Source organism: Marinobacter arenosus (assembly GCF_019264345.1).
GTDB lineage: Bacteria > Pseudomonadota > Gammaproteobacteria > Pseudomonadales > Oleiphilaceae > Marinobacter > Marinobacter arenosus.
This window is the reverse complement of record NZ_JAHVAO010000001.1, coordinates 1,249,296-1,273,402: the sequence shown is the minus strand read 5'-3', so window position 1 is coordinate 1,273,402 and position 24,107 is coordinate 1,249,296. Positions and strand designations below refer to the sequence as shown.

23 protein-coding genes are annotated in these 24,107 nt (G+C 60.1%); 11 read left to right on the top strand and 12 right to left on the bottom strand.

Annotated features, from left to right (window positions below; all coding sequences use genetic code 11):
* The first annotated feature begins 24 nt into the window (after nt 1–24).
* Nucleotides 25–1,287, top strand: a complete 1,263-nt coding sequence (locus tag KXD86_RS05790) for a MarR family transcriptional regulator (protein ID WP_218635107.1) — start codon at nt 25–27, stop codon at nt 1,285–1,287.
* An 11-nt stretch (nt 1,288–1,298) separates the two neighbouring features.
* The gene (locus KXD86_RS05785; RefSeq protein WP_218635106.1) at nt 1,299–2,099 is read left to right on the top strand and encodes a mechanosensitive ion channel family protein; all 801 of its coding nucleotides are present in this window, start codon (nt 1,299–1,301) and stop codon (nt 2,097–2,099) included.
* Here the strand turns inward: KXD86_RS05785 and dctP are convergent.
* Nucleotides 2,076–3,173 (bottom strand): TRAP transporter substrate-binding protein DctP, encoded by a 1,098-nt coding sequence (dctP, locus tag KXD86_RS05780; protein WP_218635105.1) that lies wholly within the window; start codon nt 3,171–3,173, stop codon nt 2,076–2,078. The genes KXD86_RS05785 and dctP overlap by 24 nt on opposite strands.
* Before the next feature lie 93 nt (nt 3,174–3,266).
* On the opposite strand from dctP, the gene KXD86_RS05775 reads away from it, so the two are divergent.
* Nucleotides 3,267–4,175, top strand: coding sequence for a DMT family transporter (locus KXD86_RS05775; protein WP_218635104.1), 909 nt, complete (start codon nt 3,267–3,269; stop codon nt 4,173–4,175).
* Nucleotides 4,165–4,443 (top strand): GIY-YIG nuclease family protein, encoded by a 279-nt coding sequence (locus tag KXD86_RS05770; protein ID WP_218635103.1) that lies wholly within the window; start codon nt 4,165–4,167, stop codon nt 4,441–4,443. Before KXD86_RS05775 ends, KXD86_RS05770 begins: the two co-directional genes overlap by 11 nt.
* Here KXD86_RS05770 and KXD86_RS05765 read toward each other — a convergent pair.
* Nucleotides 4,421–5,254 (bottom strand): alpha/beta hydrolase, encoded by an 834-nt coding sequence (locus KXD86_RS05765; protein ID WP_228739480.1) that lies wholly within the window; start codon nt 5,252–5,254, stop codon nt 4,421–4,423. The two genes, KXD86_RS05770 and KXD86_RS05765, sit on opposite strands and share 23 nt — an antisense overlap.
* Before the next feature lie 139 nt (nt 5,255–5,393).
* On the opposite strand from KXD86_RS05765, the gene KXD86_RS05760 reads away from it, so the two are divergent.
* On the top strand, nt 5,394–6,425 hold the full coding sequence (locus KXD86_RS05760) for an alpha/beta hydrolase (RefSeq protein WP_218635101.1): 1,032 nt from the start codon (nt 5,394–5,396) through the stop codon (nt 6,423–6,425).
* 19 nt (nt 6,426–6,444) lie between these two features.
* Nucleotides 6,445–7,101 carry a YiaD family glycine zipper/OmpA-like lipoprotein gene (locus KXD86_RS05755; RefSeq protein WP_218635100.1) on the top strand — a complete coding sequence of 219 codons (657 nt, stop codon included), beginning with the start codon at nt 6,445–6,447 and terminating at the stop codon, nt 7,099–7,101.
* Nucleotides 7,102–7,192: 91 nt separating this feature from the next.
* Here the strand turns inward: KXD86_RS05755 and KXD86_RS05750 are convergent, their stop codons facing one another.
* Nucleotides 7,193–7,477, bottom strand: coding sequence for a hypothetical protein (locus tag KXD86_RS05750; protein WP_218635099.1), 285 nt, complete (start codon nt 7,475–7,477; stop codon nt 7,193–7,195).
* Between the two features lie 255 nt (nt 7,478–7,732).
* On the opposite strand from KXD86_RS05750, the gene KXD86_RS05745 reads away from it, so the two are divergent.
* Nucleotides 7,733–9,022 carry a S8 family peptidase gene (locus KXD86_RS05745; protein WP_218635098.1) on the top strand — a complete coding sequence of 430 codons (1,290 nt, stop codon included), beginning with the start codon at nt 7,733–7,735 and terminating at the stop codon, nt 9,020–9,022.
* A 69-nt stretch (nt 9,023–9,091) separates the two neighbouring features.
* Here the strand turns inward: KXD86_RS05745 and serA are convergent, their stop codons facing one another.
* The gene (gene serA, locus KXD86_RS05740; protein ID WP_218635097.1) at nt 9,092–10,321 is read right to left on the bottom strand and encodes a phosphoglycerate dehydrogenase; all 1,230 of its coding nucleotides are present in this window, start codon (nt 10,319–10,321) and stop codon (nt 9,092–9,094) included.
* Nucleotides 10,322–10,513: 192 nt separating this feature from the next.
* Between serA and KXD86_RS05735 the strand changes: the two genes are divergently transcribed.
* Both KXD86_RS05735 and KXD86_RS05730 read left to right on the top strand, forming a co-directional pair.
* Complete coding sequence (locus KXD86_RS05735) at nt 10,514–11,917, top strand: D-2-hydroxyglutarate dehydrogenase (protein ID WP_218635096.1); 1,404 nt, start codon at nt 10,514–10,516, stop codon at nt 11,915–11,917.
* Nucleotides 11,917–12,594 (top strand): SIR2 family NAD-dependent protein deacylase, encoded by a 678-nt coding sequence (locus KXD86_RS05730; RefSeq protein ID WP_218635095.1) that lies wholly within the window; start codon nt 11,917–11,919, stop codon nt 12,592–12,594. The genes KXD86_RS05735 and KXD86_RS05730 overlap by 1 nt, the downstream gene beginning before the upstream one ends.
* Before the next feature lie 3 nt (nt 12,595–12,597).
* Here the strand turns inward: KXD86_RS05730 and KXD86_RS05725 are convergent, their stop codons facing one another.
* From KXD86_RS05725 to KXD86_RS05705, 5 genes are all read right to left on the bottom strand, one after another.
* Nucleotides 12,598–13,923: an ABC1 kinase family protein gene (locus tag KXD86_RS05725; RefSeq protein WP_218635094.1), complete on the bottom strand. Its 1,326-nt coding sequence runs from the start codon at nt 13,921–13,923 to the stop codon at nt 12,598–12,600.
* 45 nt (nt 13,924–13,968) lie between these two features.
* The gene (locus KXD86_RS05720; protein WP_218635093.1) at nt 13,969–14,631 is read right to left on the bottom strand and encodes a fumarylacetoacetate hydrolase family protein; all 663 of its coding nucleotides are present in this window, start codon (nt 14,629–14,631) and stop codon (nt 13,969–13,971) included.
* A 22-nt stretch (nt 14,632–14,653) separates the two neighbouring features.
* Nucleotides 14,654–15,196 (bottom strand): adenine phosphoribosyltransferase, encoded by a 543-nt coding sequence (locus KXD86_RS05715; protein WP_218635092.1) that lies wholly within the window; start codon nt 15,194–15,196, stop codon nt 14,654–14,656.
* A gap of 31 nt (nt 15,197–15,227) precedes the next feature.
* On the bottom strand, nt 15,228–16,526 hold the full coding sequence (locus tag KXD86_RS05710) for an NCS2 family permease (protein ID WP_218635091.1): 1,299 nt from the start codon (nt 16,524–16,526) through the stop codon (nt 15,228–15,230).
* A 152-nt stretch (nt 16,527–16,678) separates the two neighbouring features.
* Complete coding sequence (locus KXD86_RS05705; protein ID WP_218635090.1) at nt 16,679–17,296, bottom strand: trimeric intracellular cation channel family protein; 618 nt, start codon at nt 17,294–17,296, stop codon at nt 16,679–16,681.
* Between the two features lie 185 nt (nt 17,297–17,481).
* On the opposite strand from KXD86_RS05705, the gene KXD86_RS05700 reads away from it, so the two are divergent.
* Entirely contained in the window at nt 17,482–18,048 is a 567-nt protein-coding gene (locus tag KXD86_RS05700) for a BLUF domain-containing protein (RefSeq protein WP_218635089.1), read from the top strand.
* Nucleotides 18,049–18,204: 156 nt separating this feature from the next.
* The gene (locus KXD86_RS05695; RefSeq protein ID WP_218635088.1) at nt 18,205–19,185 is read left to right on the top strand and encodes an NADPH:quinone oxidoreductase family protein; all 981 of its coding nucleotides are present in this window, start codon (nt 18,205–18,207) and stop codon (nt 19,183–19,185) included.
* Between the two features lie 188 nt (nt 19,186–19,373).
* Here KXD86_RS05695 and KXD86_RS05690 read toward each other — a convergent pair whose 3' ends face one another.
* From KXD86_RS05690 to KXD86_RS05680, 3 genes are all read right to left on the bottom strand, one after another.
* Nucleotides 19,374–21,203 (bottom strand): long-chain-acyl-CoA synthetase, encoded by a 1,830-nt coding sequence (locus tag KXD86_RS05690; RefSeq protein ID WP_218635087.1) that lies wholly within the window; start codon nt 21,201–21,203, stop codon nt 19,374–19,376.
* 75 nt (nt 21,204–21,278) lie between these two features.
* Complete coding sequence (locus KXD86_RS05685) at nt 21,279–22,106, bottom strand: SDR family oxidoreductase (protein WP_218635086.1); 828 nt, start codon at nt 22,104–22,106, stop codon at nt 21,279–21,281.
* The gene (locus tag KXD86_RS05680; protein WP_218635085.1) at nt 22,103–24,073 is read right to left on the bottom strand and encodes an acetyl/propionyl/methylcrotonyl-CoA carboxylase subunit alpha; all 1,971 of its coding nucleotides are present in this window, start codon (nt 24,071–24,073) and stop codon (nt 22,103–22,105) included. The genes KXD86_RS05685 and KXD86_RS05680 overlap by 4 nt, the downstream gene beginning before the upstream one ends.
* Between the last annotated feature and the right edge of the window lie 34 nt (nt 24,074–24,107).

Sequence of the window (24,107 nt, the reverse complement as noted above, 5' to 3'; positions counted from 1 at the left end):
TAAGGTTCAGGAGCAGTCTGTTTGATGGAGCAAGCGAAACCGCCGACACAGCCGCTGTGCCTGCCCGGTGGACTGGTCCCGATGGATCAGTGGGCCATTCCGGAGATTTCGGTCCGGCGCACGGTCAAGGACATGGTTCGCCATATACTGGTTCAGCTCCGTGTTGGCATTTCTCCGGAAGAGGAACCCTTCCAGAGCCTGGACGAACTCCCAGCGCTGTCCGAAACCCAGCTTCAGCGGATTGCCCCGGACCCGGACTTCTCGGCCCTGGCCAGGGAGTTGGCCAGCCAACTCCGGGAAAGCCAGACCGGGACACCGAATCCGCGAGACGTTGCCTTTCTGGTGGCGCCCCCGTTTTCCGGACTGCGCGAGGCCCTTGGGCTAGGCCCCCGGTTAGAGGCGAACGGCCATGCAAAGACAGAGCCCTGTACGGTTATTGCCCCCCCTGAGAATCTCCTGATGAGTGAAGAGGAAGCCCGTCACTGGTGGGATACCCAGGATCTGTCCCGGCCGTGGGTGATACCGGAGCTGGCGGATTTCTGGCTTCGTCACATGGCGGGCCTGGCCCTGGTCCGTGAGTTCTTCCGGCGAATTTCTGCGGGAGAAGCGGGGCAGGGCATCGTGGGGTGCTCAAGCTGGTTCTGGCAATTCTGGGCGAGCTATTTACCCAATATGCATGTTGGTCCCTGGACGCCAGCACCGCTGAGCGCGAGTGGTCTCAGTAGCTGGCTGACGTATCTGGCGGAAGACAACGGCGGCTCACCGGTGATTGCACGAATGACTCATGACGGGCTCTACGTCCTTCCCGCCGATGGCCTCCCCGGCAGCAAGAAGATCAAACACAGCGGATTCCTGGGGGATCTGGCGGCCACGGCCCGTGGAAACCCCGGCGTTGCTCTGGCGATCTGGCGCAAAGCGCTCAGGGCCCGGCCGGAGGACGAGGCAGACGCAGACGCCGACACTGAGGGCCCGGCCCCGGCCCGTTCGCAGCACTGCTGGGTGGTTCCCCTCGATCAACTGAGCCTTCCGACGATGCCTCAGGGCAAAGGGCCCGTCCTGGGGATGGTGCTTCACGCATTACTGCTGCATGACGGCCTGGATGAGGCATCTCTTGGCCTGGTGACCGGCGTTTCCGCGCACGAACTGAGTCACACCCTGGCACGCCTGGCGCGAGCCGAAATGGTCAGGCGTTCGGAATCCGGCGGATCATGGCATGTGACGGACCTTGGGTATCCCGGGACGCGGCGACATCTGCAAAGCTGGGGGTTCCCAGTTGATGGCTTCTGAGGGAAAGCGGTATGGATGATATGGGCTTGAAAGAGGTTTTCTCGACGATCACGTCCCAGGCGCTACTGGAAGCTCTGGTGGTGGTGGTGATATCCGCGGGTGTCATCCTGGCCGTGCAGAAACTGTTGCCCACACTGGCGGCCCGGCTCAGTGGCAAACCGCGGCTCTACCTCCTGGCCCTGGTGCCTTTGCTCCGACTGGTGATCATTGTTGTCACCATCGTGATGGTTGTGCCCATCCTGGTGGAGCCTTCTTTCCAGAACATGGTCGCCATCTTTGGCGCGCTGGGCCTGGTGTTGGGCTTTGCCTTCAAGGACTATGTCAACAGTCTGATCGCCGGCGTGGTAACCCTGTACGAAATGCCTTATCGACTGGGGGACTGGATTGAGGTGGACGGACATTACGGGGAGGTGCGCTCCATCGGTGCCCGGGCTGCGAAAATCGTGACCCCGGATGCTTCCGTGGTCATCATCCCTCACAACACCCTGTGGAATGCCATCCTTGCCAATGGCAACGATGGCACGGACAACCTGATGTGTGTCGCTGAATTTCACCTTGAGCCTCATCACGATGTCCAGCGGGTGCTCGATCTGCTGCGGGATGTCGCGTTCACAAGTCCCTACACCAGAACTTGGCAGCCTGTTGTCGCGGTCGTTGTTAACGAAGCCTGGGGCATGCGTTACCGGCTCAAGGCCTATCCGTTGGAGCCGAAAGAGCAGTTTCGTTTTGTCAGCGACCTGACCGCGCGGGGAGCCGGTGTTCTGGCGAGGGAGGGCGTCGGATTCGTGTCAGCCCCCGTCCTCGGGCGGTGACGCCTGCCGTTCGCTTTCAAGGGTTTCAACCAGCTGGCGGACCCGTTTGAGAATCTCACTGCCCCGCTCTCCGGTGGCGTCGATGTATGCCTGATAGACCGGTTGGCTGGCCTCTGCAAACACCGCGCGTTCCTCGTCGGTCAGCCGAACGACCTTGAGCTCGCCTGCCTCGAGCATGCTCTCCAGTCGCGCCCGGTTGAGCTCGTCCTGGGCTTGCCAGGCCACCTCGGCGACGTCCGTCAGTGCACTTTCCAGCCACTCTTGCTCCCTGGCCGGTAACCCGCGGAACCAGTCCCCATTGGTAACCAGTGACGAGACAAACTGAGCCGGGCGGGCCATCGTCAGGGTCGTCTGCACTTCGTAGAAATTCATTTCCTCAATGGCAAACACCGGGTTGGTCTGGCCGTCGATCTTGTGGAGCTGCAGGTCACTGTAGACCTGGGAGTAGGGCGTCTGGCTCGGCTCGGCACCGTAGGCGCGAAATGTTGCCGCGGCCATGTCCGACGTCATGGTCCGGAAGCGCAGGCCCTCAAAATCCGCCGGTGTCCGCAGGGGCTTGTTGGCGGTCCAGGCCATCCATCCTTCCGGGACAAAGGCGAGCAGCTTCAGGTTCCGGCTGGCGTAGGGCGTCTCGAACAGGGCCAGGAGTTCGGTGCTGGCCAATACCTGACGGTTCACCTCCCCGTCGTCGGACAACAGGTAGTGCAGGGTAAAAACCCCCACCTCGGGGATCTGGTCAGCCAGGTGGCCCGGAGAGGCAAACGCCAGGTTGACCGAGCCATTCTTGGTGAGCTCGGTCAGTTGAGCCGATGTGCCCAGGGAACCATAGGGAAAGATGTCCAGCACGATGTTGCCGTCGGACAGTTCCTCAATACTCTCCTTTAGCGCTTGCGCATAGGCGTGTTGTACACTTCCCTCGATTTCTTCCAGGGCAAAGCGCCAGGTAACGGGATAGTCCGGTGGCTCGGCCTCGGGGGAGACACTGCCTGATGGGGTGGGTTCACTGTCGGAGCAACCGGCCATGAATGCGAACAGGATTGCCAGGAAGGAAAGCCTGAGGCTGGTGGTGCGCATGTCCCGTTCTCCAAAGCCGGGGTGAATGGTGAATTGCCGCTAAGTTAACACACTTGGGCAGGGGTGTTCCTGCTCTCAATCGTCGGAGACAGTATGAAAAACCAGAAGCAGGCGATGCTGTTCGGGCTTGCGACGGTTCTGCTTTGGTCCACGGTTGCCACGGCGTTTAAACTGGCGCTGAGGGAGCTGTCGCCGGTCGAGATGCTCCTGATTGCCTGCGTTTCCTCGTTGCTGGTGATCGGCGGTGTGCTGGTGGTCCAGGGCCGCTGGCATCAGGTGGTTGAGCTGTCTGGACGACAGTACCTGCAATCGTTCGGCATGGGGCTGATCAACCCCTGCCTGTACTACTTTGTGCTGTTCGGTGCCTTTGACCGATTGCCGGCGCAGGAGGCCCAGCCACTCAATTATACCTGGGCCCTGGTGCTGGCCTACCTGTCGGTGCCGTTCCTGGGGCAGCGGTTACGGAAACTGGATATCCTCGCTGGCCTCGTGTGTTACGCCGGGGTTGTGGTCATTGCCACTCGGGGGGCGGTGACCTCGTTGAGTTTCTCTGACCCCCTGGGTGTTGCCCTCGCCATCGGCAGTACCCTGGTCTGGGCGTCCTACTGGATACTGGCGACCCGTGACACCCGGGATCCGGTGGTGGGCCTGTTCCTCAACTTTCTGTTCGGGTTACCGGTCATAGCGCTGATCTGCGGCGTGACCGAGGGCTTTGAGTGGCCATCCCTGGGATCTCTGTCCGCGGCGGTGTACGTGGGTGTTTTCGAGATGGGGATTGCCTTTGTCCTCTGGTCCTACGCCATGAAGAAGGCGGAGAATACCTCCAAAGTCAGCAACCTCATCTTCATTTCACCCTTCCTGTCCCTGGTGTTTATCTACTTCATTCTGGGAGAGCAGATTCTGCCGTCCACCTACATCGGCCTGGTTCTGATTGTCACCGGGCTCTGGCTGCAGCAGAAAAAAGTGCGGGATCGGGAGCAGGCCCTGGCTCATGGCTCCTGAATGGTTTGTCTACATGATCAGAACTGCAAAAGGGGCCCTGTATACGGGGATCACCACCGATGTGGACCGCCGGTTTGCCGAACACCAGGCCGGCGCGCCCAGGGGGGCACGGAGCCTGAGGGGCAAAGGACCGCTGGAGTTGGTGTTCCATTCCCCGGCTGGTGACCGCAGCCGGGCGTCACGGCTTGAGTGGCACATCAAACGGTGGCCACGGGCGCGAAAAGAAGCGCTGGCAAATGGCGAGCTCAGTCTGCCAGATGACGTTTGATGTGGGCGCCGGCGTCTTCAAGGGCTTCCGTGGCCCGGTCCAGTTGGCCGGCGTGAACCTGGAATACGTGCCAGAGGCTGTTGAAGACCTCAAGCCTGGTCGGCACGTTGTCCCGTTGCGCAACCGCGGCAAGGCGCTCGGCATCGTTGAGCAGAATCTCCTCGCTTCCCACCTGGATCAGCAGCGGGGGCAGATCGGTAAGATCACCATAAACCGGTGAAATCAGCGGATTGGTCAGCGACTCGCCGGCGCTGTAGTACCTGGCGGATTTTTCGGTCCAACCGGCATTGAGCACCGGTTCGCATTCGGGCGAGTAAAGCTGTTGCTGGCCGAGGTCTACCCAGGGTGAAAAGACCGTGAGGGACGAGGGCAAAGGCAACGTCCGGTCCCGGAGCCGCATGGCGAGGGCAATGCTCAGTCCGCCGCCAGCGGAATCTCCGGCGACAGCAATCTGTCCCGGCTTGTAGCCCTGCTCAAGCAGCGTCGTGTAGACTGCTTCAGCATCGTCGAGCGCGGCGGGGAAAGGATGCTCCGGTGCCAGCCGGTAATCCGGGGTGATGATCTGGCAGCCGGTGGTCTTAGCGAGGTGCCCGGTAAGCCCGCGGTGGGTATTGGACGAGCCAATAACGTAGCCGCCACCGTGCAGGTAGAGCACCACTCCCGAACTGTCGGTACCAAAGCGGCTGCGGGTAACCGGGATGCCCGCGATGGTATCGTTCTCGAAGCGAGAGCCGCGGGGCGGTATGGACGTGCGGTAGGCCTGTCGGACCAGGGACCGCTGGAGCGTAACCGGAACTCCCGGGTGGAGCATTGGGCGCACAAGGCGTCTCATGGTTTGGCGAAGACCAGCCTCAAGAAGGTGTTGAAGCATCTGTGTTCTACCCCCGCTATGCGTTAGGATTGCAGATCAAATAGCTTATTAATCAATCATGACAGGCGTTTAACTCTACGTGTACTGGAAAACAGATACCATAGAAATACCGGATTGGGACAGGCATTCGCTGCTGGATCGACTGGAAGCATTCGATCCGGCCACGCCAAGGGAGCTTGGCGAGGAAATGGTCGCCTACTGCCGGTTCTATGGACTGGACCTGTGGGTGGAACACCCGGAAGTGAGTTACCACCAGGGTTACGTGGAGGCGGGTCACCACCAGGTCATGGTTCATTACTACCGGTTGCCTGAGTCTTCCACGGCACGGGGAACCGTGTTCATTCTGCATGGCTACTTTGACCATGTCGGCTTGTACAGCCAGTTGATTGACCGGTGTCTGGGGGCGGGTTTTGATGTGCTGGCCTACGATCAGCCGGGCCATGGGCTGTCCAGTGGTACCCCGGCGGCGATCGGAAGCTTTATCGAATACCAGGGCGTGCTCGCGGATGTCATGGCGCACGTCAAGAACAAGGTACGCAGTCCCTGGTATGCGGTGGGCCAAAGCACCGGTGGGGCGATCCTGATCGATTACCTGTTGTCCAACCACCATTCACGGGACACATCGGCGTTCCGCAGGGTGGTTTTGCTGGCGCCCCTGATTCGCCCGGTGGGCTGGCTCGGCGCGAAGGTGCTTCACAGCGTGATGAAACCCTTCATCACCCGCTGGCGCCGTGTGTTTTCGGCGAACAGCGGCAACTCCCGCTTCCTGCGGTTTTTGCGAGAGCATGATCCGTTGCAGGCGCGGGCCGTACACGTGGACTGGGTGAGCGCATTGCGCAGTTGGGTGCCCCACATTGAGTCGGCGCGCCCGGTGGATTTCCCGGTCACGGTGGTCCAGGGCGAAAAGGACCTGACGGTGGACTGGGAGCACAATTTGCGAATTATTCGCAATAAATTTTCCTCTGTTGAGGAACTGAGAATCCCCGATGGTCGTCATCATCTAGTGAATGAAGCTCAGGATTTGCAGGCGACGGTATTCAATACCATCATTGACACGTTTTTGAACGAAGCGGTGAAGACTGTTGAGAGCGCCTCGACAGGCCGCGAATAAATAAAGACAGGAGAATGCTGTGAAAAAGACGATTCTTGCTTTCGCGGTGGCGACCGTAGGTCTGGGTGGTTGCATGACCTATGATCCTTACACCGGTGAAGAAAAAACCTCCAGCGCAACCAAGGGCAGTATCATTGGTGCACTGGGTGGTGCGGCTATTGGCGCAGCGACTTCAAGTAAGAGTGACCGGGGCAAGGGTGCCCTCATCGGCGCAGCGGGCGGCGCAGCCATCGGCGGTGGTATCGGTTACTACATGGATAAACAGGAAGCGGAACTGCGTCGCAAGCTGGAAGGCTCCGGCGTGCGTGTGGTTCGAAACGGCGATGAGATCGAGCTGATCATGCCGGGCAACATCACCTTTGACCTGAACCAGTCCTCGATCAAGCCGTCGTTTACTGACACGCTGGACTCCGTGTCACTGGTCCTTAAGGAATTCGACAAGACCATCATCCAGATCGAAGGTCACACCGACAGCTCCGGCTCCCAGAGCTACAACCAGCTGCTGAGCGAACGTCGCGCCAGCTCGGTTCGGGATTTCCTGCTGAATCGTGGTATTGAGCCCAAGCGTACCCGGGCTGTTGGCTATGGCGAGCGGTACCCGATTGCATCCAACGACAATGCCGCCGGACGCGAGCAGAACCGTCGGGTGGAACTGACCCTGGTGCCGATGCAGTAATACCGGTACAGCAGGCATAAAAAAACGCGGCAACATCGGTTGCCGCGTTTTTTGGTTTCTGGGCGGGTGACATTATCCGCGTGACCCGTGCTCAGTTGGTGTTGCTGGGTAACCATTCATCGATACGCCGCTTCAAATCATCCAACTGGTCTTCCCCCGAGTCCCTGAGCTCTCCGAGCTTGGCCCGAGCGGTTTCAATGTGGTCTTCGAGAGACTGGATCTTCTCCGAAAACTCCCGCTGGATTTCGGCTTCCGCCTTGTCATCCTCAGCTTTTGCCATCTTGGCTTCTGCTTCCGACCGGATCTGGTCGATCTGCTTGCTCCAACTTTCGGTCTGGGTTTGCAGTTTGGTCAAAAGGGATTCTCTTACTGACATGGATACGCTCCCGTCGCGAGATGAATGGTCTGGTTCAGGCCAGCTACTCCTTCTAAACATGGCCTGTATCTCTTCTTTCTCAAGGCCGAATTCTGAATTTCATATTAAATCTGGGAAATCAAAGGGCATTTGGCCTCTTCTGCTTGGACTTCGATGGCCATGGCCGCGAACTTTGACCCGCGGCTCCCGCGTGAGTGGACGTGATCGCGAGCCGTTGCGAGAACAATAATTCTGTGTAGCAGAGGAGCGAACACCATGATAACAAGAGCATTGTTCACGACCTTTTTTTGTGCCGCGTTACTGGCGGCATCGCCCGCACATGCGGGCCTGCCCGGAAGTCCTGGCGGCGAAAACGACCAGGTCAGCCAGGAGTCCACGCTGCAGGCGGGCGATGTCCTGCCGGGACGATACATTGTCCGCCTCGACCCGGATCTCCCAAACCTGCTCGGCGTTGCCGATCTCCAGGCCGGTGTTGATGCGCTTTTGCTGGCGGTCGGCGGTGGCCAATCCCTGCACCTTTACCAGACGGCCCTGACTGGTGCCGCCGTTGAGCTGGTGGAATCCCGGGCCGCCATGCTGCAATCGCTGCCCGGTGTGCTGTCTGTGGAGCCGGATACCGTGGTTACGGTCCGGGCGAGCCAGGCGGGCGCAACCTGGGGCCTGGACCGGGTTGATCAGCCCTTCCTGCCTCTGGATGACACCTACCAATACCCAGATCAGGCAGGGCAGGGCGTCAACGTCTACGTGATCGATACCGGCATCCGGGACACCCATGAGGAATTCACGGGCAGAGTCATCGCGGGGCGTAACTTCGCCGTGAACGACACCGGGCTGCTTGGGCTTGGCGGCCTTCCGTTGATCGGGCCGCTGGTGAACATCGGAGGCGAAACCGACCCGAATGACACGACGGACTGCAATGGTCACGGCACCCACGTTGCCAGTACCAGCGTCGGACGCCTCTACGGCGTTGCCAAACAGGCTTCGGTGGCGGCCGTGAGGGTGCTGGATTGTTCGGGCGCAGGCAGTACCGCGGACGTCATCGCAGGTGTTGACTGGGTCGCCGCAAACCATCAGGCACCGGCAGTTGCCAATATGTCACTGGGTGGCGGTAATTCCGACGCGCTGGATGACGCGGTGCGTGGGGCTGTTGAGCAGGGCGTTACTTTCGTGGTGGCTGCAGGGAACAGCGATGCCAACGCCTGTGACGGTTCCCCGAACCGGGTGCCGGAAGCCATTACCGTGGGCAGTACGGATCGGGAAGACCAGCGGTCCTCGTTTTCCAACTTCGGTGAGTGTCTGGATCTGTTTGCGCCGGGCTCGGAGATCACCGGCGCCTGGTATCAGAGCGACACCGAAACCAACACCATCAGCGGAACCTCGATGGCTTCGCCCCATGTTGCGGGTGCCGTGGCATTGCTGCTGGGGGCAAGTCCCGGGTTGGCGCCGAGTCAGGTGGATGCTGCGCTGGAAGACCTCGCCTCGACCAATGTTCTGAGCGACGTCAACAGCGGTTCGCCGAATCTGCTGTTGCAGGTGCCCCGCTAAATCTGGCCCCACAAAAAAGCCCGGGCGAGTGCCCGGGCTTCGATGGTGCTGGACTCTGGGCAGAAAGGCTCAGAACAGGACGCGGCAGCGGATGGTGCCTTTCACGTGGCGCAACTTCTCCAGCGCCAGCTCACCGTACTCCTTGTCAACGTCGACCACCACGTAACCAATGTCTTCCTTGGTTTGCAGGTACTGGCCACAGACGTTGATTTCGTTCTCCGAAAACACCTGGTTGATCTCGGACATCACGCCCGGCACGTTCTCGTGGATGTGCAGCAGGCGGTGCTGGTTCGGGTGAGACGGCAGTGCCACTTCCGGGAAGTTGACCGACGACACCGACGTGCCGTTGTCACTGTACATGGCCAGCTTCTCGGCGACTTCGCGGCCAATGTTCTCCTGGGCTTCAATGGTAGAGCCGCCGACATGCGGGGTCAGGATGACATTGTCGAACTCACGGAGCGGGGAGACGAACTCTTCGGTGTTCGACTTCGGCTCAACCGGGAACACGTCAATGGCTCCGCCCAGCAGCTTGCCGCTGCGCAGTGCGTCGGCAAGCGCGTCGATGTCCACAACCGTGCCACGGGACGCGTTCATCAGGATGGAACCGGGCTTCATCTGCGCGAACTGCTCCGCCTTGAACATGTACTTGGTCGACGGCGTTTCCGGCACGTGCAGGCTGACCACGTCAGCGATGTTAAGCAGCTCCTGCAGGGTGCCTACCTGGGTGGCGTTGCCAATCGGCAACTTGGAGACCACGTCGTAGAAGTAGACATCCATGCCCAGGCCTTCCGCGAGTACACTGAACTGGGTACCGATGTTGCCGTAGCCGATGATCCCCAGTTTCTTGCCACGGATCTCGTAGCTGTCCTTGGCGGACTTCAGCCACTCGCCGCGATGGGCCTTGGCGTTCTTCTCGGGAACTCCACGCAGCAAGAGAATGGCTTGTGCCAGAACCAGCTCGGCGACGCTCCGGGTGTTGGAGAAGGGCGCGTTGAAAACGGCAATGCCCCGGCGGGTTGCCGCCTGCAGGTCGACCTGGTTGGTGCCGATGCAGAAACATCCCACAGCCACCAGTTTGTTGGCAGCTTCAAATACTTTCTCGGTCAGCTGGGTGCGCGAGCGAATACCGACGAAGTGCGCATCGGCAATCTTCTCAATCAGGTCTTCCTCGGCCAGCGAGTGAGTCAGATACTCGATGTTGGTGTAGCCTGCAGCGTTCAGGGTATCAATGGCAGATTGATGCACGCCTTCCAGCAGCAGGATCCGGATTTTGCTCTTTTCGAGAGACGTATTTGACATGGGCTTGCTTCCGAACCTTTCGTCACGTGAAATGACCCGTGGCCAGTGATCGTCAGGGCTGGCTCACAGAACAGGGGCGGTATGATACCATAAACGCAGAATTTCACAGCGCGCCGGTTTACCTGAATCAACTGCCCCACAAACCGCCAGTTTTCAGGCCTCCGGACCAACCTCGATGAGACATACGCATTCATGAATTCCGAACAGATCATTGCTTCCCTGAAAGAGCTGGTCGCCTCTGGCGACAATCCCGGAAAGGTACTGACCGATCCTGCGGATCTTGAGAACTATGGCAAGGACTGGACCAAGATTTATCCGCCCAAGCCGGTGGCGATTGTTCTGCCAAAGACCACCGAGCAGGTTCAGTCGCTGGTGCAGTTTGCCAACGAGAATCAGGTGGCCCTGGTGCCTTCCGGCGGCCGAACCGGTCTGAGCGCCGGCGCGGTTGCGGCCAACGGTGAGGTGGTGGTCGCGTTCGATAACATGAACCAGATCCTGGACTTCAACGCCAGTGACCGGACCGTCCGCTGTCAGGCGGGCGTGGTCACGGAGCAGCTCCAGAACTTTGCCGAAGAAAACGGGCTCTACTACCCGGTGGATTTTGCCTCCGCCGGCTCCAGCCAGCTTGGCGGCAACCTGTCTACCAATGCCGGTGGTATCAAAGTCATTCGCTACGGCATGAGCCGTGACTGGGTGGCTGGCATGAAGGTGGTGACTGGAAAGGGGGACGTCCTCGATCTCAACAAGGACCTGGCCAAGAACAACACCGGCTATGATCTGCGCCACCTGTTCATCGGGGCGGAAGGAACCCTGGGTTTCATTACCGAAGCCACCATGAAGCTCTCGCGCAAACCCGACAACCTGACGGTGCTGGTGCTGGGATTGAACGACCTGACCAACACCATGGATGTGCTTCAGACCTTCCAGAAGCAGATTGACCTCACCGCGTACGAATTCTTCTCGCACCAGGCCATGGGGCATGTGCTGGCTCATGGTCAGGTCCAGGCCCCGTTCGAGACCGAGGCGCCGTACTACGCGCTGCTGGAATTCGAAGCCGTTTCCGATCAGGTCATGGACGATGCCATGTCGCTGTTCGAACAGTGCGTGGAGAATGGCTGGGTGCTCGACGGCGTCATCAGCCAGAGCGAGACCCAGGCCCAGAACCTCTGGCAGTTGCGGGAGCGGATCTCGGAATCCATTGCGCCCCGCACGCCCTACAAGAACGATATCTCGGTCGTGGTTTCCAAGGTGCCGGGATTCCTCGAGGAAATCGACGCGGTGGTGACCGAACATTACCCGGATTTCGAGATCATCTGGTTCGGCCACATTGGCGATGGGAACCTGCACCTCAACATCCTCAAGCCCGAGGATATGGCCAAGGAAGACTTCTTCGAGAAGTGCCAGCAGGTCAATAAGTGGGTATTCGAGATTGTCGAGCGTTACCAGGGCAGTGTTTCGGCCGAGCACGGCGTGGGCATGACCAAGAAACCGTATCTGCAATACACCCGCAGCGAGGCGGAAATCGCCTACCTGAAAGGCATCAAGCAGGTGTTTGACCCTGCGGGCATCATGAACCCGGGAAAGATCTTCGACTGATGCAGGATCATATCGTCGTACTCACCGGCGCTGGCATCAGCGCTGAAAGCGGACTCTCCACCTTCCGTGACAACGGCGGTCTGTGGGAGGAGCACAGTGTGTACGACGTGGCCACGCCCGAGGCGTTCGCCCGCAATCAGGAACTGGTGCTGCGGTTCTACAATGACCGGCGGCGCCAGCTGGAATCCGCCCGGCCCAATCAGGCCCACCGCCTGCTGGCGGAGCTGGAATCCAGATACCGGGTGACGGTGGTCACCCAGAACGTCGACGACCTGCACGAGCGTGGCGGCTCCAGCAACGTTATTCACCTGCACGGTGAACTGACCAAGGCCCGCAGTTCCCGGCATCCGGAGCTCATCTACGACATTGGCTACCGGGACATCCGGCAGGGCGACACCTGCGACCGCGGCGCCCAGCTTCGCCCCCACATCGTCTGGTTCGGCGAAGAAGTGCCAATGCTGGAGGCAGCGGCGGACGTGGTTCGCACCGCCGATCACCTGCTGATCGTGGGCACCTCGCTGCAGGTCTACCCGGCGGCGGGCCTGGTGCATGAGGTGGACTGGGATGTGCCGATTACCGTCGTCGATCCCGGCGAACCGGCGTCCGTGTCCCGGGCCCGGGTGATTCGCAAGGGTGCTGGAGAGGGCGTTGCCGAGTGGATAGGTAGCCTGAAGTAACTCTTAGCCCGGTCCAGCTTGCTCCGACAGTTTCAGGTATTTTTCCAGTTCTTCCTTGAACGCCGCCTGCACCCCCAGCCGCTTCAGCATCCAGTAGTGCCCGGCAATCATCCGGTCGATAAAGATGCTCTCCACGGGCGGCTTGAAGTAATCCAGGTATTTGAAGACGGTACTGGTCTTGGCCGCTACGTGCTTGTGCAGGTCCGCTTCGGCGAAGTCGTAGGGTTCGTCCTGGTTGAAAGGGACAATCAAGATGTCGCGCCACATTGCGTAATAGGCTTCGTCCACGGCTGGCTGGCTTTCGACCCGGGCACCCAGAGCGATCAGGTGGCGGTCCAGTGCCTGATAATCCTCCTCCAGCGCCGCAACCAGGGCCTTGCGATAAGACTCCACAATGCCCGGTTTCAATTTTTTCACGCAGCCGAAATCGTACATGATGATGGAGCCATCTGGCCGGTAGGCGAAATTGCCGGCGTGCGGATCGCCGTGGATGCACTGGAAACGGAACAGTTGGTCGGCCATGGTGGTGAAGATGCGCTGGCCGATGAGGTTGATGGTGTCCTGATCGTAGCGCTCCGGTGTGACCTCGCTGACATGGTCGCCCTCGACCAGTTCGAGGGTGAGTACCCGGCGGGTCGAGTGGCTGTCGACCACCGACGGAATGATGACCCAGTCGTCGTTCTGGTGGAACTGCCGGAATAGCTGGATGTTATCGGCTTCATTGACGTAATCGAGTTCCTCTTTGAGCCGTTCCCGGATCTCGCCGAAGAGCTGGTCGACCGCCTCCTTGGGCATCTTCAGCAACCCGCCGAGCTTGAGGGTCATGCGTAGTTGCTTGAGATCCGAATCGCAGGATTCGTCCACCCCCGGATACTGGACCTTCACAATCACATCCGTGCCGTCGTACAGGCGGGCACGGTGTACCTGGCCGATGGAAGCCGCGGCGTAGGGCTTTTCCTGAATGTATTCGAAGAGTTCCGTGACCGGCTTGCCGAGCTCCGATTCAATCTGCTCGACGATCACCTCAAAGGGCATGGGGGGTGCTTCTTTTTGCAGCGTCTGTAGAGCCTCGGAGAATTCCTTGGGCAGGAAGTCCTGGGTCTGGGACGCAATCTGGCCCACCTTCATGACGGCGCCTTTCAGTTCACCCAGGGTGTCGACAATCTGTCCGGCCATCCGGGTGTAGCTCTCGCTCTGAGCGCCCTCGTCGTTCTCGCTGCGAAACATCCGGCGCGCGCGCTGGCCAGCGTACTGGCCGGCCACGGAGGCGGTCATGCCTGCGAGTTTCAGAAATCGTCCGCGTCGGGAGGTTACCGGTTTCTTTGCCATGCCAGATGTACGTCCTTCACCGGAGATAGGTTTGCTGACTGAACGTTAAACCACTTTGGTTTCCACGAACAGCACATCCTCCATTTCCAGTGACAGTGTCTGGTCGATTTGCAGGGGGCCAACCCCCTTGGGCGTGCCGGTCAGCACGACATCACCGGGCAGCAGTGAGAACAGGCTGCTGATATGGGCAATCAGTGGGACCACCGGGTTGAGCATGTCGCGGGTCTCCCCGGTTTGCCGGCGCTCGCCGTCAATGTCCAGGGTAAAGTGGATGTTGTCCGTGCGAAGTTTTTCCTTGGCGACAAACGGTGACAGCGGGCAGGCGCCGTCGAACGCCTTGGCGCGTTCCCACGGGTGGCCCTTCTCTTTCAGCGTGGTCTGAACATCCCGGAGCGTCAGATCCAGTGCCAGACCATAACCGAGGATGGCGGTTTCCGCTTCACTCGCCGAGGCGTTGGTCAGCGGGCGCCCGATCAGCACCGCCAGTTCCGTCTCGAAATGAACCGACCCGAGATTTCGGGGGAGGATCAGGGGGCGGGTGAGGTGCACCGCCGCTGTCGAGGGTTTTATGAACAGCAGCGGTTCATCAGGCACCGGGTTGTCCAGCTCCCGGGCGTGTTCGGCGTAATTGCGGCCGATGCAGACGATTTTGCCCAGTGGCAGGTGTACGGGCGTGCCATCCTTCCAGTGGTGCTGATAATCCTGCATAACCGCCTCCTGTCTGCTGTGGTCAGTCTCCGTCGAACGAACAGACAGTATAAACCTGAAGCCCTTCCTCCTGCAGCTTGCGGGAGCCACCCAGGTCCGGAAGATCGATCATGGCTGCCACTTCCACGATCTCGGCACCGATACGTCGGATCAGGCGGGTGGCCGCAAGCATGGTACCGCCGGTGGCGATCAGGTCGTCCACCAGTACCACCTTGTCGCCGGGCTTGAAGGCATCCTTGTGCAACTCCACCGATGCGGTGCCGTATTCGAGTTCGTAGTCTTCGACCAGCGTGTCGAACGGCAGTTTGCCCTTCTTCCGGACCAGCACCAGTGAGGCGTTCAGTTCGTACGCCAGAGCCGAGCCGATGATAAAGCCGCGGGCGTCAACGGCCGCCACGGCGTCGATTTCATGACCGTGATAGCGATGGACAAAGGCGTCAATCAGCTTCCGGAAGGCCGTTTTGTCCTGCAGGACGGTGGTGATGTCTCTGAAGGCCACGCCGGGCTTGGGCCAGTCCGGGACGGTGCGAATGGCCTTCTTGATGCTTTCTGCAAAATAATCCATGAAAGGTCCGGTTTATCGCTCTGGCGGCGGCTCAGGCCGCGTCCAGGAAGATGAATTTCAGCACGAATACAACGGCGATGGTCACCACGCTGGCGTTCAGGTCAGACCAGCGCCCGCTCAGGGCTTTCACGATAGCGTAGGTGATAAAGCCCAGGGCAATGCCGTTGGCGATGGAAAAGGTCAGCGGCATCATCAGCGCGGTCACCACCGCAGGCGCGGCGTCGGTGATGTCTTCCCAGTCGACCAGTTTCAGGCCGCTGGTCATGAGCACGGCCACGTAGAGCAGGGCGGGTGCCGTCGCGTAGGCCGGGATGATGCTGGCAATGGGCGACAGCAACAGGCAGGCCAGGAAGAGAACCGCCACCACGACGGCGGTCAGACCGGTACGACCTCCGGCCGAGATGCCCGCCGTGGACTCGATGTAGCTGGTGGTTGTGGACGTGCCCAGGGCCGCACCGGACATGGTGGCCACCGAGTCGGACATCAGGGCCCGGCCCAGGCGGGGCAGTTTGCCCTCCTTGTCCAGCAGGCCACCGCGCTGGGCAGCGCCGATCAGGGTGCCGGAGGTGTCGAACAGGTCTACAAACAGAAACGCGAACACGATGCTGATCATGCCGACGTTGAGCGCACCGGCAATGTCCAGCTGCATAAAGGTCGGAGCCAGGCTCGGCGGTGCCGACACGAACCCTTTGTATTCCACCATGCCCAGCATCATTGCGATCAGCGTCACGGCGATGATGCCAATCATCACCGCACCGGTTATCCGCCGGAACGACAGCGCGCAAATCAGCACGAATCCGCCGAAGAACAGAAGGCTTTCGGCCGTCTTGATCTCACCCATGCCAACCAGTGTGGCCGGATGATCGACGACGATACCGGCATTCTTCAGGGCAATCAGCGCCAGGAAGAAGCCGATGCCGGCGGAAATGCCAAAGCGAAGTGACATCGGAATGCTGTTGATGATCCACTCGCGAATCTTGAGGACGCTGAGCAGGAAGAAGATCAGGCCCGAGAGGAAGACTGCCCCGAGAGCAACCTGCCAGCTGTAACCCATGCTGCCGACGACCGTAAAGGAGAAGAAGGCATTCAGCCCCATGCCGGGGGCCAGGGCGATCGGGTAGTTGGCCCATAGGCCCATGATCAGGGTGCCGATGGTGGCCGCCAGACAGGTGGCGACAAATATGGCGCCAAAGTCCATGCCGGTGGACGACAGGATGCTCGGGTTGACCACGATGATGTACGCCATGGTCAGGAAAGTGGTGATGCCCGCTACCAGTTCTTTTCGAACTGTGGTGCCGTGGGCCTGGAGTTGGAACAGTCGTTCAAGCATGACGGGAGTCTGCCTCTCAGGATGCCAAAAGTTGGGATTGGGAATCAGTGTCGAACGGAAAACGCGAATTGCGTGAAAAAACGGCAATCTTACCGGCTGACGGCCCTCAGGCCAAGGGATGATTGACAGTTCACTATTAATTAGGTGTCAAGCTATTGGTGGTTGGCGTCCCGCTGAAGGCGAATGTCGTAGCGTACCGCCAGGATGCGGACAATCGCGATGAACACGACACCGATGGTGAGCGGCAGGGCTTCATTCACAAGGAGCGACTGGCAGAAAAAGTAGAGCCAGCAGCCGGCAAACGAAACGGACGCGTAGACCTGGTCCTTGCGGAAAATCTGCGGGACCTCGTTGCACAGCGTGTCGCGCAGGGCGCCGCCGAATGTGCCGGTCATCACGCCCAGGAAGGAGGCGATCAACCACGAGTGGCCCAGGTCCAGTGCCAGTTGTGCGCCCAGAATGGAAAAAACACCAAGTCCCACGGCGTCCGGAATGACGATCTGTGAAGCCCGGAGCCGGTCAGCGTGCTTCCAGTAGCTGAACAGGATCGCCATCACGAGGATCAGCACTGGCTGCTCCTGGTGTTTGATCCAGTACACCGGGTGGTTGTCCAGAATCAGGTCCCGCAGGGTGCCGCCGCCCAGTGCGGTGATGAAGCCGATGGTAAACACGCCGACAGGGTCCATGTTCTTGGCTCGCGCCACGATCATTCCCGAGATGGCAAAGGCTATGATCCCGAGCATTTCGAGCAGGTAGACAATGTCGAACATGGCAGGGCCTGACGTGATGAGAACGAACAACGGAACGTCTTGAACCGGGTGCGCGAAGAATAGCCCAAAAGATCGGTGGATTCATCCCGGGATGCCCGGCTTGATCGTCGAATTGATCCATAGTCACGTGTCCATACGTATCATGTGTCGCATTTATATCAATTCTGCAGTTTGGAGTCGCTGACATGTCCCTGATGCGCTTGGCCTACGCCAGTGAAGCCACCTTTGAAGCCAAGCCGGCGGAAAAAGGTGTTGAGCCCAACGTTGCCCGGATTCTGATGACATCGCGGCGCAACAATGGAAAATGCCTGCTGGTTGGGGGGCTGTATTACGGAGACAACCGCTTCTTCCAGTATCTCGAAGGGGACGAAAAAGACGTTCTTGAAACCTACCGCAGAATCCAGAGTGACAGCCGGCACAAAAACATCGTCACGTTGATTGAAGAGCCGCTGGAGGCTCGCACCTTTGAGAACTGGTCCATGAAGTACGTCCCGCTATCAAGCGACGTACACCGTTTCCTGAAGAAACATGGCCTCAGCCGATTCGATCCGGCTTCGTTCAGCTCGACGCAATGCGAGGAGATGATCCAGTTGATCCGGAGCTCCAGTCAGGACCTGAAGCTCGTCAACCACGATGAAGACGGAACGTTCGAGGCGAAGTCACAGGTGCTCTCGACCGGCCTGCGTAACGGCCTCATCGCTGCTGCCCTGTTCCTGGTGGGGGCGCTATTTGTTGCCGGTTCGATGCTGTGAGGCAGGGGGCGACGCTGCATAAGTCTCGCTTATAAAATTCGATAAGAGATCTTTATTTGCTTCATGGGGAGACACTGTTTAGCTTGACGGGTACTGAAAATCAGGCCGACGATCGGTCTGCCCCGTCGCCAAAACAATGCTGTTACAGGAGTTTCCATGAAAGCCATCCTCTGCAAGGAATACGGCCCGGCCGATACCCTGGTGATTGAAGACGTCCCCAGCCCGGAGGTTAAGGGCCGTGGTGTCAAAGTTCGGGTAAAAGCCGCCGGTCTGAACTTTCCCGACACCCTGATCATCGAGGGCAAGTACCAGCTGAAACCTTCCATGCCGTTCTCCCCCGGCGGCGAGATGGCCGGAGAAGTGATTGAGGTCGGCGAGAAAGTGACCCGCTTCAAGCCCGGCGACCGGGTTGCCGGCCTGACTGGTTACGGCGCCTTTGCCGAGGAAGTGGTGGTGCCTGAGCAGAACCTCCTGCCGGTGCCTGATGGCATGTCCGATGAAAAGGCGGCTGCCTTCACCATGGTGTATGGCACCTCATACTACGCGCTCAAGCAGCGCGCCAACCTCCAGCCGGGTGAGAGCCTGCTGGTGTTGGGTGCCAGTGGCGGCGTGGGTCTGGCCACGGTGGAACTGGGCAAGGCGATGGGGGCTCGTGTGATTGCCGCTGCGAGCTCCGCCGAGAAGTTGGCCATTGCCAAGGACGCCGGTGCGGACGAACTGATCAATTACACCGAGGAGCCCCTGAAGGAGGCCGTCAAGAACCTGACCAAAGGGAAGGGCGTGGACGTGATCTACGACCCGGTTGGTGGTGATTTTACCGAACAGGCGCTCCGTGCCATGGGCTGGAACGGTCGGCACCTTATCGTCGGTTTTGCCGCCGGTGATATTCCCAAGGTTCCCGCCAACCTGACCCTTCTGAAAGGCTGCTCGGTGGTTGGCGTGTTCTGGGGCAGCTTTACCCAGCGTGAGCCGGAGGCCAGTGCCCAGAACATGATGGAGCTGATGAAGCTCTACGCCGAGGGCAAGATTGATCCGAAGATCAGCGAAGTGTTCGAGTTCGAGGATTATGCCAAGGCCCTGGGGGCGCTGACCGAGCGCCGTGCTACCGGCAAAGTGGTGCTCAAGGTAGGCTCCTGAGATTTCCTATAGTTCCGTTGCTTGAGCGACGTGCTGAGTCAGCCTTCCCAAAAATGTAGAGGGCCATGGACGGCCCGAAACAAGCGCACACGGATGTGCTTGTAGCGGTTTTTGGGAAGGCTGACCCAGCTCGGCGAACTCCGGGCCGCGAAGGCTGGAGCCAAAAGCAGATCGACGAACGCCAAGCGTTAGAAATTAACTTTCCCGGCGTCGATCTCGGCAACCAGCTCCGGCGTTAGCCGAGTATACCCCTCCGTTTTCGGTAGCCAGGCAAACACCGCCTCATCGGCCCGCTCCAGCGAATAACCGGTTTTCTGGATGTCCACCTTGCGATACTTGAAGGTGCCGGTCTTCTCGATGGCGTGGGTGACCCGCACGAACACGGGAATCGCGTAGGGTGGCAGGTTGGCGCTCAGATACGCAAACAGCGCGTTGACATCAAAGTCGCTGGCCTTGCCATGGGGCACCAGGGTCACCATGCCCGCCTTGCCATTGGTGTTCGGGATCTCGACGCCGTAGACGATGGCCTCTTCCACCAGGCCGGAACCATCGATGATGTTTTCCACCTCGTTGGTCGAAACGTTTTCGCCTTTCCAGCGGAAGGTGTCGCCCATGCGATCGACAAACTGCAGGTGCTTGCATCCGATCTCTTTCAGCACGTCGCCGGTGTTGAACCAGGCATCGCCTTTCTTGAAGGCGTTTCGCACAATGGATTTTTCGGTCGCGTCTTTCTGGGTATAGCCCTCGAAGGACCATTTTTTCGTGATCTCGCCGATCAGGAGCCCCGGCTCACCTTTGGCGACCTCCTCCATAAAGCCCTTGGCGTTGCGCACCGGGTCCCGGGTGCCGTCATGGAACTTCACCAGTTTGTAGGGTGCGGTGGAGAAGCCAACGGTGTTGTCCATGTTGAAGAAGTTGCTGAAGCCGATGTTGCCCTCGCTGGAGGCGTACAGTTCGGCCACGGTTTCGATGCCGAAACGCTCCTTGAATTCCTGCCAGATGGACGGGCGCAAGCCGTTCCCGATCATCTTGGTCAGTCCGTGGGTCCGGTCCTGATCGCTGGCGGGCTGGTTCAGCAGGTAGCGGCAGAGTTCGCCCACATACCCGAAAGTTGTGGCGCGATAGCGGCGCACGTCGTCCCAGAACGCACGGGCGGAAAACTTCCGGCGCAGGGCGATGGCAGAGCCGCCCGCCAGTACCGAACCCCAGCACACCAGCAGGGCCGTACCGTGGTAGAGCGGCAGGGTGCAGTACAGGACGTCCTCGGGTTCCATCGCCAGGGACATAAGGCCAAAGCCGCCGTACGCTTTTATGAACTTGCGATGGGACCCCGGAGCCGCCTTGGGCAGGCCGGTTGTGCCTGAGGTGAACAGGTAGATGGCGGTGTCCCCCATGCGTGGCGGATCGCAGAGCTCAGGGTTGTCGCTGTTGAAGGTGCTGACTCGCTCCGCCATGTTGAGGTAGCCCTCGGGTGCCTCACCAAAGGCGTTCAGGGTGTTGACGTCGGGCACGAACAGGAAGGGGGTGGGGTGGCTGGTCCTGAGTTTGTCCTTGACGCCTTCAAACGACGAGATCAGCTCCTCGCCGACCACCACCATCTTCGGTTCGATCAGGTTGATGCTGTGTTCCAGCACCTTGCCTTTCTGGGAGGTGTTCAGCATGGCGCAGGCGACGCCGAGTTTGGCCGCGCCCGCGACGATCGCCAGTAACTCCGGACGATTCTCCAGGAAGACCGCAATGGCGTCGCCCTTGGTCAGGCCCTGGGCCTGCAGGAATCCGGCAATGCGGTTGGCCCAGCTGTTGAAATCGCGCCAGGTGGTCGTCCGATCTTCGAACAGTATGGCCGGCCGCTGACCGTGCCTTTCGGCATTCCGTTCGATCAGGGTGCCCAGGGTCAGCTCCCGGTTTTCATCCTTGGCCGCGTAATAGTAATAGCCGCGGGCAATGGACGGGAAACGTCGCATGATGCCCGGCAGTCGCCGGGCGATATCCAGTGCTGAAACGCTGTTGTTGCTCATACTGTTCTTCCGTAAGGGGTCCGATTATCTTTATTGTCGGTCTCGCTCCTTCGCCACGGGAATGCTGCCCTGGCGCTAGTCCAGGAACAGATCCGGCATAAGAGGCTTATCGCCCGGAGCGTACCGGTAAGGTTCGAAATCCGTAATGCCATCCTGCCGCAGCAGGTCTTCGTCAATCAGGTGCTGGCCCGTCAGGTCGTCCGCGGTGCGATTCAGTATGCTTACCGCGGCATCGGCCATGATGTCCGGTTTCCGGCCCTGCGCCATCATCTGTGGCCCGCCGACTTCAAACTCGATCGCCGCGGTGGCGATCAGGGTCTTTGGCCACAGCGTGTTCACGGCTATGCCGTAACGCCTGAATTCCTCGGCCATGCCCATGCTCAACATAGTCATGGCGTACTTGGTCGTGGTGTAGGGCCCGTACTGGGCAAACCACTTGGTGTTCAGGTTCAGCGGCGGCGACAGGCTCAGTATGTGTGCCCGATCCGAGGCTTTCAGATAGGGCAGAGCCGCCTGGCTACAGGTGAAGACTGCCCGGGCGTTGACCTGGTGCATCAGGTCGTACCGGCTGACCTTCAGGTTTTCCACGCCAGTCAGACGGATGGCGCCGGCGTTGTTGATCAACGCGTCGATGCCACCGAAGTGGTCCGCGGCCTCGTCCACGCGCTGGCGAACCTGCCTGTCGTCACGAACGTCGAGAACCAGGGGCAATGCCTGGCCACCGGCCGCCCGTATTTCCTCGGCCACGGTGTGAATGGTGCCCGGCAGCTTCGGATGTGGTGTGTCCGACTTGGCCGCAATAACCACGTTGGCGCCCTGTCGGGCACAGGCCAGTGCGATTGCCCGGCCGATGCCGCGGCTGCCTCCGGTGATAAATACCGTACGCTGGTTCAGTGTGTTCATGCTCCGGCCTCCTGTTTGGCGGATTCGTCGGCGGTAATCTCCACCAGCAACTGGCTTCGTTTCACCTGATCACCCTTGCTGGCATGTACCTGGCCGACAGTTCCGTCGCGGTCGGCCTTGACTGGGTGTTCCATTTTCATGGCTTCCAGGATGACCAGCGTCTCGCCCTGACGGACCGCCTGTCCAGGCTCGACGAGCACTTCGATGAGGGCACCGTCCATGGACGCCTGGATCCGTCCGCTGCCGCCACCAAGGGCGCCCGCTGCGGGCTGATGGGTGATGTCACGCACCAGCCAGGACTGTCCGGAGGCCTGGAAATATAGGGAATCGCCATCCCGGTGATATTGGCAAGACTGACGCACACCATTGTCGATGATGCACAGATGGTCGTCCTGAAGGTTTTCGATCTTCACGTCGTGTTGGTTGCCATTCAGGTCGAGACTCAGGTGGCTGCCGGTTCGGCGTACCAGGAGTTCAAGGCTGTCGTCACCGATTTCGAGCAGGATCGGGGTCCTGGTGGCCGGTGCATTGCTCCAGGCGGTCTGGCCTGAAATGCCATGGTCGAGCACGCTGGCAGCCATGGCCAGCTCCCGCGGGCCCGGACTTTGCGGCTGCAATGAGGGATCCTGGCTGAACGACTGCTGCAGGAAGGCGGTGGTTGCGTCACCGGCGCCGAAGGTCTCGTCAGCGATGATGCGGCTGAGGAAGTAGCGGTTGGTGGTGACACCGAACACGAGGGTGTCCTCGAGGGCCCGAATCAGCCGCCGGCGGGCATCGTCCCGGTTTTCGCCCCAGGCAATCACTTTTGCCAGCATGGGGTCGTAGTGCGGGGTAATAATGTCGCCGGAGCGCACACCGGTGTCGAAGCGTACGCCGTCGCCTTCGGCCGGACGGAAGACCAGCAAGAGGCCGGTCTGGGGCGTGAAATTATTGGCGGGATCCTCGGCGTAGAGTCGAACTTCGATGGCGTGGCCGTTCAGTTCGATCTCCTCCTGTGCCAGCGGCAGTGGCCGCCCCTCGGCGACGCCGAGCTGCCAGGCGACGAGATCCTGGCCGGTGATCAGTTCGGTCACCGGGTGCTCCACCTGCAGGCGGGTATTCATCTCCAGAAAGTAGAAGTTACGATCCTTGTCGACCAGAAACTCCACCGTTCCGGCACCCTCATAACTGCAGGCCAGCGCCGCCTTGACCGCCGCTTCACCCATGGCGGCCCGCAATTCGGGAGTCACAAACGGCGACGGCGCTTCCTCCACCACTTTCTGGTGTCGCCGCTGCACTGAACAGTCCCGTTCGCCGAGATACACCGCATTGCCGTGGCGATCGGCGAACACCTGAATTTCCACGTGGCGAGGTTCGATGACGGCTTTTTCGAGGATGAGTTCGTCGTCGCCGAAGGCCTGTTTGGCCTCGGAGCGGGCGCGCTTGATGTTGTCGGTCAGGGTCGTTTCGTCCTCCACCAGGCGCATGCCCCGGCCACCGCCGCCGGCGGACGCCTTGATCATGAGCGGATAGCCGATGTCCGCGGCGGCCGCAATCAGTTCGTCGTCGGTGGCGTTGTTGCCCTCATAGCCGGGTACAACCGGTACGCCGGCTTCCTGCATGGCGATTTTGGAGCGGCGCTTGCTGCCCATGAGCTCAATGGCATCCGACGGCGGCCCCACGAAAGCCAGGCCCGCAGCCTTGCAGGCGTTGGCGAAGCCGGCGTTTTCGGAGAGGAAGCCGTAGCCGGGGTGAACGCAGTCGGCCCCGGTTTTTCGGGCGGCTTCGAGAATGGCGTCGGCGTTCAGGTAGGAGGCGGTGACCTGGGCCGGGCCGATGCAGACTGCCTCGTCCGCTTCTTGAACGTGCAGGGCGTTGGCGTCTGCCTCGGAGTAGACGGCCACGGTTCGATAGCCGAGGGCCTTGGCGGTGCGGATGACTCGGACGGCAATTTCACCGCGATTGGCGATCAACAGTTTGCTTAGCATGTTCTTGATCTCTCAATTGGGAGCGGGTCCGCGG

Bases quoted from the DNA above. Each gene is read 5' to 3' on its own strand.
- KXD86_RS05765 (WP_228739480.1), bottom strand. From the start codon at position 5,254: ATGCTCCACCCGGGAGTTCCGGTTACGCTCCAGCGGTCCCTGGTCCGA.
- KXD86_RS05710 (WP_218635091.1), bottom strand. From the start codon at position 16,526: ATGCTTGAACGACTGTTCCAACTCCAGGCCCACGGCACCACAGTTCGA.
- serA (WP_218635097.1), bottom strand. From the start codon at position 10,321: ATGTCAAATACGTCTCTCGAAAAGAGCAAAATCCGGATCCTGCTGCTG.
- KXD86_RS05730 (WP_218635095.1), top strand. From the start codon at position 11,917: ATGCAGGATCATATCGTCGTACTCACCGGCGCTGGCATCAGCGCTGAA.
- KXD86_RS05735 (WP_218635096.1), top strand. From the start codon at position 10,514: ATGAATTCCGAACAGATCATTGCTTCCCTGAAAGAGCTGGTCGCCTCT.
- KXD86_RS05790 (WP_218635107.1), top strand. From the start codon at position 25: ATGGAGCAAGCGAAACCGCCGACACAGCCGCTGTGCCTGCCCGGTGGA.
- dctP (WP_218635105.1), bottom strand. From the start codon at position 3,173: ATGCGCACCACCAGCCTCAGGCTTTCCTTCCTGGCAATCCTGTTCGCA.
- KXD86_RS05775 (WP_218635104.1), top strand. From the start codon at position 3,267: ATGAAAAACCAGAAGCAGGCGATGCTGTTCGGGCTTGCGACGGTTCTG.
- KXD86_RS05705 (WP_218635090.1), bottom strand. From the start codon at position 17,296: ATGTTCGACATTGTCTACCTGCTCGAAATGCTCGGGATCATAGCCTTT.
- KXD86_RS05685 (WP_218635086.1), bottom strand. From the start codon at position 22,106: ATGAACACACTGAACCAGCGTACGGTATTTATCACCGGAGGCAGCCGC.
- KXD86_RS05695 (WP_218635088.1), top strand. From the start codon at position 18,205: ATGAAAGCCATCCTCTGCAAGGAATACGGCCCGGCCGATACCCTGGTG.
- KXD86_RS05745 (WP_218635098.1), top strand. From the start codon at position 7,733: ATGATAACAAGAGCATTGTTCACGACCTTTTTTTGTGCCGCGTTACTG.
- KXD86_RS05700 (WP_218635089.1), top strand. From the start codon at position 17,482: ATGTCCCTGATGCGCTTGGCCTACGCCAGTGAAGCCACCTTTGAAGCC.
- KXD86_RS05785 (WP_218635106.1), top strand. From the start codon at position 1,299: ATGGATGATATGGGCTTGAAAGAGGTTTTCTCGACGATCACGTCCCAG.
- KXD86_RS05690 (WP_218635087.1), bottom strand. From the start codon at position 21,203: ATGAGCAACAACAGCGTTTCAGCACTGGATATCGCCCGGCGACTGCCG.
- KXD86_RS05715 (WP_218635092.1), bottom strand. From the start codon at position 15,196: ATGGATTATTTTGCAGAAAGCATCAAGAAGGCCATTCGCACCGTCCCG.
- KXD86_RS05725 (WP_218635094.1), bottom strand. From the start codon at position 13,923: ATGGCAAAGAAACCGGTAACCTCCCGACGCGGACGATTTCTGAAACTC.
- KXD86_RS05770 (WP_218635103.1), top strand. From the start codon at position 4,165: ATGGCTCCTGAATGGTTTGTCTACATGATCAGAACTGCAAAAGGGGCC.
- KXD86_RS05750 (WP_218635099.1), bottom strand. From the start codon at position 7,477: ATGTCAGTAAGAGAATCCCTTTTGACCAAACTGCAAACCCAGACCGAA.
- KXD86_RS05680 (WP_218635085.1), bottom strand. From the start codon at position 24,073: ATGCTAAGCAAACTGTTGATCGCCAATCGCGGTGAAATTGCCGTCCGA.
- KXD86_RS05720 (WP_218635093.1), bottom strand. From the start codon at position 14,631: ATGCAGGATTATCAGCACCACTGGAAGGATGGCACGCCCGTACACCTG.